This window comes from Trichocoleus sp. ST-U2, assembly GCF_039961875.1.
Taxonomy (GTDB): domain Bacteria; phylum Cyanobacteriota; class Cyanobacteriia; order Cyanobacteriales; family FACHB-T130; genus FACHB-T130.
Window position 1 is genome coordinate 72441 of record NZ_JAMPJY010000012.1, and the last position, 12454, is coordinate 84894.

The window sequence follows — 12454 nt, forward strand, 5'->3', positions numbered from 1 at the left end:
CGCGATTCCCCCAACCCTTCTGATGAAGATACGGTTGGTCAATTTGTAAAGAGCTTTTACCGAGACTGGGAAGGAGGGACATATAATTTTTCAAGTGAAAAAAGTGACCAAATCCAGCGAACTCGCACCAGCAATACAGCCAACGCCACCATTCCCAGTAAGACTACCCGCAGCTGATTCGCCCAAGTCCCCCCTAAAGTACCGAGATAATGGGAACCGATTAGCACCGCATGAATTACACACAGGAGAAACGCTGGAATGCTCAGCAGATGAATCCGTCGCCAGCGTTTACCCAAAGATTTCTGTATCCGGTCAAAACTGGTAAGCGCGGCTGGAGTCATCAACGCCAAAGCGATCGCTCCCGCACCCATCCCCCATTGATGCACTGGCAACATAAAAAACACTGCGTTGAAATTCCTGTTCAGCGTATGCTCTACCATGTGAAAAGTGTGGGCAAGGGACAGCACATAAGCTCCCACTCCCAAGGCACGGCGGTAATGTAAGAATTGCGACCAGAAGCGGCTAACCGGACGGGCAATCAGCGCCAGCATCAAACAAAGTAACGCCGCGTGTCCCGTGTAATCTACCATTGTGTCGCCGGTTCGCATCAGGGTGAGGATACCAATCGTCAGCGTTACCCAACCGCCCAACCGAAACAACTGGCTGCGTTTGTCAGCACTTAATTTAGATGCCGACACTCCGACGCCCAGCATCATCGGTAGCGTTCCCAGCCCAAAAGCGAGCATAGTTGCGGCTCCCATCCAGAGACTGCCCGTTTCCGCTGCTTTGAGTTGAGCCGCATACAAGAATCCGCAGGGAATTAAGCCCCAAACCAGCCCCAATAAAGCCGGTGTTAAGGAGGGACGATTTTGGCGATCGCTTGTAGATACCCCTCCGGGCGGCTGGCTCGATTTCAGCGACAACTTGACCATTGCGGCGTTCAGACGATTGTGCCAGATGCCTTGCTTGAGGGGATGTAAAATCGGGAGCCGAGGCAGGAAATCTGGTTTAATCTGTGCCAAGCCAAACCAGATCAGCATCAGTCCGGTCAAAATAGCGATCGCGCGGCGCAAGTCACTTCCGATTCCAGCGAATTGTCCTCCGGCAATTAATAGAGAACCCAGCGCCCCAAGTCCAACACCCGTGAGGGTATAACTAACAATCCGCCCCAAATTTAATAGCCCGTGAAAGTACAGTTGCTGCTGCCAGCGGGGAGCGGTATTTTGCTGATGGGACAGGGAAAACGCTACGGTGAGAGGGCCACACATTCCTACACAGTGACCAAAACTCCCCAAAAATCCCAGAGCCATGACTAGCAACAAATCCAACATTATGTTTGTTTCTTAGGAACCTCTCCAGCGGCTTGTTCGGTCGAAAGCTGGAATAGACCCAACTCCCTCAGTCGTTATTCTAGGTCTGGACGGGGGGCGGCGATAAACAAACGGTAATTTTAGGTAGAAAAATGAGGAAATGGATAGTCTCGGTGTTAGCACTGGTCGCGATCGCAGTCGCCGTCAGCAGCCATGAATTCTTCCAGCAGCGATCGCAACCAGTCATTGAAAGCCGGGTAGAAAGCACTCCAGCACCTCCAGTCCAGCATTTCGACATAGCAGTGGCGTCTGAGAAACCCGTCAATGTTCCGAATGTAGACCCAAAGCGGCTGATGGCGCACGTCAACGCATTAAACTTTCAGCGCTACACCCAGACAGAACGCGATCGCACTCGCAAATACCTCACCCAATCCCTCAAAAAATCGGGCTGGTCGCCCAAACTACAACCTTTCGAGGGCGGCGTCAACGTTGTTGCGACTCGCAAAGGCACCGATAAGAAAGCCGGAACCGTTCTCATCGCAGCTCATTACGACACCGTTTCCGGTTCTCCTGGTGCAGATGACAATGGCAGTGGCGTTGCCGTAATTCTGGAAATGGCTCGTCTTTTCGGTTCTCTCCCCACTCCCCGGACGCTACAATTGGCATTCTTTGACCAAGAGGAATTGGGACTGCGGGGCAGTCTTGCCTTTGCCGCAAAGCAGACAAATTTAGATAACCTGCGCGGCGTCATCGTCATGGATATGGTGGGCTATGCTTGCTACACCCAAGGCTGCCAGAAACTTCCCCCTGGTTTGCCCATCACTCCACCCAGCGATAAAGGCGACTTTCTAGCGGTCGTCGGCGACACCGAACACTTGCCACTGCTAGACGCTTTTAAAAAGTCCGCTCAACCCGGTTTACCCCTGGTTCTCACCGTACCCGTGCCTTTAAAAGGTCTCATGACCCCCGATGTGTTGCGTAGCGATCATGCGCCGTTCTGGTATCGGGGAGTGGGTGCAGTGCTGTTGACCGATACAGCGAATCTGCGGACTCCCCACTATCATCAGCCCAGCGATACGCCGACCAATTTAGATCGACCCTTCTTCCAAGGAGCCGCCCAGCTCGTTGCGAACGCGATCGCTCGGCTTTTGGAGAGCGATCGCCTGGAATCGGAGCCATCCACCTCCTCACCATCTGCTGGCAGCAATTTCGGGCAATAACGGCTGGCATTGCCCAAAAATAGTTGACGTTTTTTATATCCTATGCTAAAGAGCAATGCTTTAATCAGCTTCTCGGTGATACTCTAGGGAAACACCCAACTTTTCCCTAGTTTTTCACTTTTTCAGTGAAGCTCCTATGAGAATTCTGCTAGTGGAAGATGAGCAATACCTTGCTAAAACCCTGAACCAAGCGCTCGTTGACCAAAATTATGTAGTTGATTTTTCCCCTGATGGTCAAGCCGGATGGGAGCAATCGCAAACCTTTCCCTACGACTTGATTATCTTGAATTTGTGCTTGCCGAACTTGAACGGTATCGACTTTTGCCGACAATTGCGGTGCATGGGCGATCGCACCCCTGTCCTCATCGTGGCGACTCAGGATAGCGCTGCTCAGAAGGTAATGGTATTAGATGCAGGCGCAGATGATTATGTTGTTTACCCTTTTGACAAGCAAGAGTTACTTGCTCGCATCCGTGCTTTACTGCGTCGGGGTAGTTTGACGGTACCACCCATCCTTAACTGGGAAGGCTTGTGCTGTAACACGATTACCTGTGAAGTCACCTATGGCGGTCATCCTCTGGAATTGACGGCAAAAGAGTATCGCTTAATCGAGCTGTTCGTGCGAAATGGTCGCCGGGTGTGGAGTCGGAGTGCGATTCTCGACCGCCTTTGGCCCACTGAAGAAATCCCGCAAGAAGAAACAATCAAGACCCACATCAAGCGTTTACGGCAGAAATTGCAAGCGATTGGTGCCCCGAGTGATTTGATTGAAACTGTTTATGGTTTGGGCTATCGCTTGAAACAAGAGTCTCAGGTTTAAGTAGCGTTCAGTGAAACGAGGGCGATCGCTTCATCGGAAGGGAAGTCCCCCAAACTATCGATTGAATCTTACCCTGACCTCAGATTTTCACTTTTTGGCACTAACGTCATAGTTGGCACTAATGTCATAGATCGTAGATAAGTTAAAAAAATCGAAGTTCGTTACAGCCATACAGCCATAAATCTTCTAGCTGTAATGCAACTTTTACTCTGCTAGTGTCGTTTTTGTTTACACCTAAAACAAATGAATTTCACACATAGTAGCGATACAGATAACTCTCTTAATCAATCAGAAGCCAGTGAAAGACAACAACAAGCGAGGATAAGGAGCCAAAAAAACTTGATTACATGTCAAAATAACCATGAAAAGCGACAAAAAGCACTAACTGAGCAACAAAAGCTCCTAATCACTCAGCGAAATAGCCTAAGAAAACTAAGAAAAGAGCGAGAAAAACTGATAAGGCTATTGGCTTCTGCCAAAACGGTAATGGACTCAGAGGGTTCGGCTTTGCAGTCGGTGTTGAAGTGGGGAGACTTACACTTCAATCCAGCTACCCATGAAGCTACCTATGCCGGTCAACCTCTGAATTTAACTGCAAAAGAGTGTTGCTTACTAGAACTGTTCTTGAAAAAGGGTAGCTGCATATTAAAGCGAGATGAGATTCTCCAACGCCTTTGGCAGCCTGAAGAAATGCCTCATGAAGAGACCATCAAGGCTCACATTAAGCATTTACGGCGGAAACTGCAAGCAGTGGGCGCACCCGCTGATTTAATTGAAACCGTTTATGGCGTAGGTTATCGTCTCCAAAACAGCCCGCCCCGACCTTAAGCATGGTTACGCTGACAAAATCTAACTTTCCTTCTTCCCGACTTCTTCACTTTTAGGCGTTAACTTTTAGATAAAGCGTTTGAATAGAAAAGAAAAATGCCTTCTTGCCCTTGCTGTTCCCAGCCCTTAGTCCGCCATGCTGCTTTGGGGAAAGTTTACTGGTTTTGTAGCTATTGTTACCAGGAAATGCCAAATTTAATCACTCTTGTCAAAGCTAAACCAGGGTTTCACATAGACCGTTAGATGGGAAGAAGCTTAAACAACCAACATTGAGCGAACGATCTCAAAAAATCATCTGCGATACTGCTTCTTCATTTATCTAATTGGTTAATATTAAGATATTTTTCACAGCAGTTTATTCAGGGCAACAGATTCTGTTGAACAATACAAAATGAGTCAAAAAGAAGAAATTTATTTACTTGATGAAGCAACTCTGAATGCTCTTACAGTCTATTGGCAGAAAAATTGTATAAAAGAAGAAGACATCGATAAATACGGGTTCTTGGTATCCATGAGAGATGCTTACAAACTTGCTTCAAGATTTACTGAAGGAACCCCCTATCGAGATAGATGGTTTTGGATGCTGCATGAATTTATGCAAGATGAGTATAACAAAATGACTGTTGCTCAGTTTAATCTTGATGGGATAAGCACCCAGTTAAGGCAGGATTTTACCCGACAGCCTTTTCGCATTACCCCTATCCTGTAAAGAAAAGACATTACAAATTACCGATTCCCTGCTTTATAAATTAGCAACCGAATTGGTATGAGTTTTCGGCAAAGCCAGATTCATTCATCATCAGCCTTACAGAAGTAGGATAGTTATGACTCAGATACTTGATTCTCTTCCTCCAAATTCGTCTGATAGAATTCTCTGCTGTTATATCAATTCCACCAGCCAAATTCAGATCGCTCGGATTGCGAATATCCCAAATTGGTACTTTGAGCGGATTGTTTTTCCAAAAGAACGTTTTTTCTTTGAAGCGTTACCGGATGCTCAGCTAGAAATTCATACGGGTATGATATTCGATGCAAGTCTAGCGGATACAATCTCTTGCAATCAGCTATATATTCAAGAATTGGCAGCTGAACTCGTCTAATGGCTACAGTTCTAAATACTACAGTTCTAATTGCTACAATAACTCAAGGCAAAGTTGGCGGAAATGGTCGCCGCGTTGCTCAAAATTTTGGTATTGATCGAAACTGGCACAGGCTGGAGAAAGTAAAACAACTTTAGCGCCATGAGCTTGAGCTAATTCAGCCGCTCTAGAGACAGCCTTCTCCATTGTTTGTACAATTTCGTAACTGGAATAGCCAACGTCTTGTAGTCGCTGGGAAAAAACAGGGGCGGCGTTACCGATGAGTAATACGGCGGCGGCTTTGGTTTGAATCGTCTCTAGCCAACTGGTGTCATCACCCGCTTTGGCTTCACCACCAGCAATTAAAATCGCGGGACTGTTAACGGAAGCTAATCCGACTTGGGCGGCGTCGTAGTTGGTGGCTTTGCTGTCGTTGATAAAGTCAATCCCCGCCAGCGTGCAGATGTGTTCCAGGCGATGGGGAACGCCGGGGAAGTTTGCGATCGCTTCTTGGATCGCCTCTTTCTCAATTCCTGCCAGTCTCGCCGTCGCTACCGCCATCAGGAGATTTTGCAGATTGTGTTCTCCCACCATCCGCAACGCCGATGCTTGCACGATTTTTTCACCTTGTTTTTCAGCTTGTGGAGATTCCATTTGCGTCTCTACAACCCAACCGTCTTCGATGTAGAAACCTTTCTCCCCAATCAAATCGGCTTTATTCACACTTGTCCAGTAAGCATTGGGAAAGCGATCGCGTGCAGTCTTTCGCAGTTCGGGATCGTCTCCGTTCAATACTTGCTGCTGAGACTGACTCAGTAGATGTGCCTTAATGTTGTAGTAGTTTTCTAGGGTTTTATGACGGCTGAGGTGATCGGGTGTAAAGGTTGTCCAAACCCCGATTTTCGGAGCAACTGTAGCAGAGGACTCGATTTGATAGCTGCTGAGTTCTGCAATTACCCAATCTGGAGGCTTTTCCGCCAACGCTAGTTCCCCAGCAGCATAGCCGATATTGCCGCAGGCGGGAGCATGGAAACCAGCCGCTTGAAAAATCGCAGCCACTAAAGCTGTAGTGGTGGTTTTGCCGTTAGTACCAGTAATACCTACCCAAGGACAAGATTGGAGATATCGCCACGCGAGTTCTATTTCTCCAATTGTCTCGATCCCCAGCTTCCTCGCTTCTATTAATATCGGTGCATCCCAAGGAACGCCGGGACTGACGACAATCAGCTGGGGTAAATCGGAACCGTTAAGTTCCAAGGAATAGCCCAACTTCACGTCAATGCCCTCGTTGGCAAGCTGCTGTTGTTCTTGGCGGAGATTTTCGGAAGAGTTGCGATCGCTAATCGTCACCGCCCAACCTTCCCGTTTTAACAACCGTGCAGCGGCAATTCCCGATTTTCCCAGACCGATAATATGAGCGATGGGCATAAACTCAATGGCAGTGCAAAGTCCCTGGTTTAGCAATCCTGTATCATACCGCGATAACGGTATTTAAAAACTCATTTCCCACCAATAGCCTCCTTCCTGATTCTTCCTTCGCGCCCTATAGCGCTAACGCGCATGGCTCCGCTAGTGCGCCTTCGCGGTTTTTTTCTTCCTAATTTCTGCTTACTCCCTAAAATCAAACCCATTAACTTCCGACTAACTCTTCACAATCGCCCCAAAATCAGCTAACACGCGGGCATGATTCCGGAGCAAACCCAGAATATTCAACCGATTACGCTTGATATTGGGATCGGCATCCATCACCAAAACACTTTCAGCACCATCAAAGAAAGTGCTAACAGTCGGAGCAATCTGCGCCAAACCATCCACTAATAGCTGGTAATTTCGCTGTTCTTGAGATGCTTGAGTTTGCGGAACTATCTGCACTAAAGCATCATAAAAAGCTTGCTCTGATGCTTTCTGGAATAGTTCTGGACTCACCACCGTCTCTGGTTGTAACTGAGCTTTATCTAAATCGCCTTGGGCTGCTAAACGAGTCGAACGGTTGACAGTTTCGTAGATTTCATTCAGCTTGCCATTATTGCGAATTGTCTGGAGGAATAAAGCGCGATCGCGTACATCCAATAAATCTTTTAACGCTCGTTCTGTATACTCCGGATCGTTTTCTCCCAGAACTGCATTCACCAAGTCATAATCAGTATTGCGCTCATCTTGGAGGAGATTGCGAATGCGTTGCAAGAAAAATTCCTGCAATTGCCGCACTAATTCCTCCGATTTTGTCTTCGGATATTTAGCCACAAAATCAGCAACAATTTTTTGCAGCAATTGATGCAAATTAATTGGTAAATCTGCTGCCCAAGTGATATTAATCACTGCATTCGCCGCACGACGTAAAGCAAAGGGATCGGAAGAACCTGTAGGTAGCATTCCCAACCCGAAGATACTGACCAAAGTATCCAACCTATCCGCTAAAGCAACAACTTGCCCTGTTATCGTTTGGGGTAAAGAATCCCCTGCACCTCGCGGCAAATAATGCTCAATAATTGCGGTTGCTACAGCCTCCGGTTCGCCACTTGCTAAGGCATATTTCTGTCCCATAATGCCTTGCAATTCCGGGAATTCTCCCACCATTTGGGTCACGAGATCCGCTTTACATAACAAGATAGCTCGTTCGATATTGTTCCTTTCATCCACTCCTAATTGCAGTTGCTCGTTAATGTGACCAGCAATTTTAACCAACCGTTCCACTTTTTCCCGAACTGACCCTAAAGATTCTTGAAAGGTTACTTTTTCCAGTTGGGGTAAATAGTTTTCTAAAGATTGGGACAAGTCAGATTTATAAAAATACTGACCATCCGCTAATCGTGCCCGAATCACCCGTGCATTTCCTTCAGCGATAATGTCCGACTTCGCCGGGTCGCCATTAGAAATTGTGATGAAATAGGGAAGTAATTCTTTAGACTTTTCAGCTTTAAAAATTGGAAAATAACGTTGGTGAGTGACCATTACCGTAGTAATCACTTCAGTTGGGAGGCTCAAAAATTCAGAATCAAATTTTCCGACAACTGCTGTGGGAAACTCTACTAAATGAGTGACTTCTTGCAGCAAATCTGGATAGATTTCGGTGTATCCATCCATCTTTTGAGCCGCAGCCTGGACTTGCTCTTGAATTTTGGTTTGACGCGATTCTGGATTCACTTCCACCGAAGCAGAACGCAGAGAATCGACATAATCATCTGCCTGAGAAATCGTCACAGATTCGGGATGCAAAACCCGATGAGCGCGGGTAATGCGATCGCTCTTAATCGTCTCGGAACCATTGACTAACTCTATCGGCAGTACGGCATCATTTAATAAAGCCACCAACCACTCAATCGGTCGCGGAAACTTGATGTCCCCATCCCCCCAGCGCATCAACCGCTTGCCTTCTAATCCAAAAATCCACTGGGAAACCAACTGGGTCAGAATTTCAGCAGTTGGGCGTCCGGGGATAGTTTGGCGGACAAAAACAAAATCACCTTTATCGGTGGGGCGAATTTCTAAAGCGTTGAGTTCTACACCGAGCTTTCGCGCAAACCCTTCTGCTGCTTTTGTTGGTTGCCCATCTTTAAACGCCGCCTGTGCGGGTGGCCCTTTGACTTCTTCTTCTCGATCCGGTTGCTGAGTGGGCAATCCTTTAATCAGCACCGCGAGGCGTCTGGGTGTGGCATAAACTTCAATCGCCTCGTGCGCCAAGCTATTTTCGGTAAGACTGGCAGGAATGCGCGATCGCCATTGCGCGATCGCATCATTCACAAAGCTTGCAGGTAATTCTTCTGTACCGACTTCCAATAAAAATGAACTCATAGCGCACTATCTTTAATTCTTCGGGGGCTGAACGTTACCAGCTAGTTTAAACAGTTTACCGCGCTGGGAATCCAGACAGGCTGCATCTAAAACGATGTCGAGTAGAGGCACAGCAATACCGTGCCCCTACTGGTAATCAGGTTGAGGAAGCGATCGCCTCCTCCGTACCCAGATTTAAGTCAATCTCTCCGAGCGGGAACGTGGATCAAATCAACTTACACTCATTCACGCATTCACGTTCTGTAGGGGCGTGGCATTGCAATGCCCCTGCCATGCCCCTACGCAAAACAATCGGAGCGCGATCCTGACCCAATCCAAGATACATCACGCTTCTAAGGGGTGAAGAGCCACTAAAGACTTAAATTTTGGCGTCTCCATCAAAGCCGGATTCAGCCCAAACCAGCGCCCATTCTCATCCCGATATTCAAAGACAAACATACTTCTGAGCAGCGTCTGATATTCTTTATCTCCCTTCACATTTTGCTGCTGCACCACCCGAAACAATAAGTCCCACTCCTCTTCATCAATCGCCAGCGCCAAATCATCACGGTATTCTTTAATCACATTCTCCAAACAAGCACGGGAGAAGGGGGGATCTTCTTGCTGAAGACAGCTGTAAAGCAATCCCAGTAAGTTCCGCACATGACCGCCACTGACCCGGCACAACCGATCCAGCGTTTCAGAAGCATCAAAAACCTTGGTCAATAGCTCTAGGTGCTGCTGTTCGTTCGCTTCTGGGAAGGCTCGTACCATCACCATCTTTCGCAGCAACGTCATTCCTGTCTCGCAATCCCGACCATCGCGGTTCCGCACTGGCACCATTGGCAACACTTTGGGAGCAACCCCACCCCCCAAACGATTCTTCAAAGCTTCGTAATCGTTGGAAAAAATTAAGGACAAGGGGATCGTGTAAACGACATGGCAACTCAAGCGGCGTAACTGTGCGCCCCGGTCAATAAACAGGTATTCTGGCAGGGTGCCTCCCGAAGGCATCGGTCGAGGATCGACCCGATCCAGGTTATCGATAATCACCACCAAGCCTTTTTGACCGCGTCGCTTCAGTTCTTCGTTCGCCCGTTTCAGGATTTCTTCATTGATCGCTTTTAAAAAGCCTTCGGTGCGGGGTTCTAGGTACTGCCGCAACTGATCCCGCAGCTTAGGGCTATCTTTAGTTTTGGCGGTAATTTTGCCAATCCCCACAGACAATTGGGCTTCAGCGGAGACATCAATCGGAGTCTGCAAGATGTCTTTGATCTCGTTGAAGAGATTGGAAAAGTAACTCGGTTTGAGCCGAATCTGAATTTCTTCCAGGCTTTCACTGACTTGACGCGCGATCGCCAGCAAAATATCGCTGATATCGATATTCGCCATGTCTAATTCTTGACTGGACTCGAAATAAACCACATGAAATTGCTGCCGTTCTAACTCGGCTTTCAAGCGAAATAGCTCTGTAGACTTCCCACAGCCGATGTGTCCGGTAAATAGTTGACTGGTGGGATCGTCGGGTGAAATCCGGGCAATGGTTCGCCCCACCGCCTCAATAATTTTGCCACCTCGCACCGCTGAGAAATCGATATAGTAGGGACGATCTTCCGCCCTAGAGAAGATGAGCGTCTTCGCAGGGTTACAAGCCTTATAGAATCTCTCCAAATCCAATTTCATGCCGACCTCTTGAGTATGCAGATCAATCCCTGTACTGATTTTTGTACTGCTAGACAGCTTCCGTTAAAGCGACCCTAGTCGGACTGGAGGGGCGCACCCCTCTTGCACTGAGATAGATACATCCTGGTAGAGTTGAGGGGATTTGAGAGGAATGCTTCGCCCTGAGTCGTCTAACCACCGGCTACTTTGCGGCTATAACGCGATCGCTCTCAGCTTGGTTCTCAGATGCGCTTTGATTCAGGTCGAATTGCGATGATTGCCTCGCCGAATCGTGCCGAGTGAGCCAAAAAGCGATGGAAAAAGCCCAGATTTTGGCGGCGAAGAGCGATCCCCGATTTTAAATTCTTTTTCCGTAGTCTAAACAGAGTTCATAATGACCCGGTCACGTTAATATTTAGACGTTAGAATTTCCCGCTACAGTTCCTGATGAGCCGTACTGAAAAGAGAAAGAGATTCTGTTAACGTCCTGTTAGATGAAATTGCCGAGCGAACCGATCGTGACTTTCCCCCCGGTCAGCGGATTGGCGAGCATAGGGCGATAGCCCCGTCAGGAGGGGATAGTCGGAACTCCCAAGCGCTCTGTTTAAGTTAAAGAAGGACGCGCCTAAACTTACGGCGAACCACCATCAAGCTGTGTTGAGTGCAGTCTACCTCAAGCACCACAAACTCCCGATTGAGAAGTTAGGATGACAAGCATCGCATCAGTATCACAAACCGAATTGAGCCAACGGCGTCAAAAACTACGTCGCCAACGACGGATAAAATCTTTTCAAGCGATGTGGCGAGCGATCTTCGTCGCCGGTTTAGCAGGCAGTTTAGTTTGGGTGACAACTTTACCCGCTTGGGTAATCCGCAAACCCGATCAAATTGCGATTGAGGGCAATAAAACGCTTTCAATCCAAGCGATTCGGTCGCTGCTGCCTCTATCTTACCCTCAGTATTTGCTGCGGCTACAGCCGCAAATCATCGCCGATAAGTTGGAATTACAACCTGCCATCAAGGAAGCTACTGTTACCCGGCAAATGTTGCCGCCAGGACTCACCGTACAAGTTACGGAACGACAGCCAGTCGCGATCGCCCTCCGCACGCGCACGCGGCAGACTCCTGCTTCCAGCCAAACCTCCTCAAATAGCAAAACGCGATCGCAGCCGGTATTGGGATTGTTGGACGAACAAGGCGTCTGGATGCCCTTAGAAAGCTACACCGAACTAGAGCGCACCATTCCCTTGCCGACCTTAAAAATCATTGGCTATCGGGATGAATATCGCCCCTACTGGTCGGCACTTTACCAAGCCGTTAGCCGCAGTCCGGTCAAAGTATTTGAAATTGATTGGCAAAACCCAGCCAATTTAATTCTGAAAACCGAGCAAGGATGGGTACATTGTGGTGCTTACACTTCTCGGTTTGCCTATCAGCTCACCGTCCTCGATCGAATGCGAGATTTGCCAGCACATTTTTCAACCAGCGAAATTGCCTATATTGACCTCAAAAACCCCGATTCCCCAGCAATTCAAATGAAAAAAGGCAACCCTCCCAAAAAAACCAAAACCTTATAAGCTTGGAGGGAACGCGAGTTCTGGCTTTAGACAGAAGGCGTCTTGTGAGCTAAATTCATTCTTCATCCTGCCAAGAGCGCATCTACTTTACGAATATCCTTCACCTTTTAGTAGGATCAGCCTTCAGACAGTTGACTCTAGACCTCTTCAAGAACGTCAATGCACTATGACTCTCATTGGTTTTAAG

The 12454-nt window shown here is 47.8% G+C and carries 9 protein-coding genes and 1 pseudogene; 6 read left to right on the plus strand and 4 right to left on the minus strand.

The genetic code is table 11. The features are described from left to right. Positions 1–56: 56 nt before the first annotated feature. Positions 57–1331 carry a sulfite exporter TauE/SafE family protein gene (locus NC996_RS10675; protein WP_190685045.1) on the minus strand — a complete coding sequence of 425 codons (1275 nt, stop codon included), beginning with the start codon at positions 1329–1331 and terminating at the stop codon, positions 57–59. 131 nt (positions 1332–1462) lie between these two features. Here NC996_RS10675 and NC996_RS10680 point away from each other — a divergent pair, with 131 nt between their 5' ends. The 5 genes and pseudogenes from NC996_RS10680 to NC996_RS10700 form a co-directional block, all read left to right on the plus strand. Then, positions 1463–2530, plus strand: a complete 1068-nt coding sequence (locus tag NC996_RS10680) for a M28 family peptidase (protein ID WP_190685048.1) — start codon at positions 1463–1465, stop codon at positions 2528–2530. 136 nt (positions 2531–2666) lie between these two features. Then, a complete protein-coding gene (locus NC996_RS10685) occupies positions 2667–3350 on the plus strand; it encodes a response regulator transcription factor (protein WP_190434382.1) in 684 nt (227 codons plus the stop codon). Between the two features lie 465 nt (positions 3351–3815). Continuing rightward, positions 3816–4178: a winged helix-turn-helix domain-containing protein gene (locus NC996_RS10690; RefSeq protein ID WP_199302601.1), complete on the plus strand. Its 363-nt coding sequence runs from the start codon at positions 3816–3818 to the stop codon at positions 4176–4178. A 391-nt stretch (positions 4179–4569) separates the two neighbouring features. After that, entirely contained in the window at positions 4570–4887 is a 318-nt protein-coding gene (locus NC996_RS10695) for a hypothetical protein (protein ID WP_190412306.1), read from the plus strand. A gap of 115 nt (positions 4888–5002) precedes the next feature. Then, positions 5003–5257: pseudogene (locus NC996_RS10700) on the plus strand (DUF1830 domain-containing protein); the annotation flags it as partial. Between the two features lie 54 nt (positions 5258–5311). Here NC996_RS10700 and murD read toward each other — a convergent pair. The 3 genes from murD to NC996_RS10715 form a co-directional block, all read right to left on the minus strand. Beyond that, on the minus strand, positions 5312–6685 hold the full coding sequence (murD, locus tag NC996_RS10705) for a UDP-N-acetylmuramoyl-L-alanine--D-glutamate ligase (protein ID WP_190685054.1): 1374 nt from the start codon (positions 6683–6685) through the stop codon (positions 5312–5314). A 213-nt stretch (positions 6686–6898) separates the two neighbouring features. Continuing rightward, positions 6899–9049: a glycine--tRNA ligase subunit beta gene (gene glyS / locus NC996_RS10710; RefSeq protein ID WP_190685057.1), complete on the minus strand. Its 2151-nt coding sequence runs from the start codon at positions 9047–9049 to the stop codon at positions 6899–6901. A 324-nt stretch (positions 9050–9373) separates the two neighbouring features. Continuing rightward, positions 9374–10711, minus strand: a complete 1338-nt coding sequence (locus NC996_RS10715) for a P-loop NTPase fold protein (RefSeq protein ID WP_190685060.1) — start codon at positions 10709–10711, stop codon at positions 9374–9376. A gap of 686 nt (positions 10712–11397) precedes the next feature. On the opposite strand from NC996_RS10715, the gene NC996_RS10720 reads away from it, so the two are divergent. Continuing rightward, a complete protein-coding gene (locus tag NC996_RS10720; protein ID WP_190685062.1) occupies positions 11398–12267 on the plus strand; it encodes an FtsQ-type POTRA domain-containing protein in 870 nt (289 codons plus the stop codon). The last annotated feature ends 187 nt before the right edge of the window (positions 12268–12454 follow it).

Bases quoted from the DNA above. Each gene is read 5' to 3' on its own strand.
- NC996_RS10675 (WP_190685045.1), bottom strand. From the start codon at position 1,331: ATGTTGGATTTGTTGCTAGTCATGGCTCTGGGATTTTTGGGGAGTTTT.
- glyS (WP_190685057.1), bottom strand. From the start codon at position 9,049: ATGAGTTCATTTTTATTGGAAGTCGGTACAGAAGAATTACCTGCAAGC.
- NC996_RS10720 (WP_190685062.1), top strand. From the start codon at position 11,398: ATGACAAGCATCGCATCAGTATCACAAACCGAATTGAGCCAACGGCGT.
- NC996_RS10680 (WP_190685048.1), top strand. From the start codon at position 1,463: ATGAGGAAATGGATAGTCTCGGTGTTAGCACTGGTCGCGATCGCAGTC.
- NC996_RS10695 (WP_190412306.1), top strand. From the start codon at position 4,570: ATGAGTCAAAAAGAAGAAATTTATTTACTTGATGAAGCAACTCTGAAT.
- NC996_RS10685 (WP_190434382.1), top strand. From the start codon at position 2,667: ATGAGAATTCTGCTAGTGGAAGATGAGCAATACCTTGCTAAAACCCTG.
- NC996_RS10715 (WP_190685060.1), bottom strand. From the start codon at position 10,711: ATGAAATTGGATTTGGAGAGATTCTATAAGGCTTGTAACCCTGCGAAG.
- murD (WP_190685054.1), bottom strand. From the start codon at position 6,685: ATGCCCATCGCTCATATTATCGGTCTGGGAAAATCGGGAATTGCCGCT.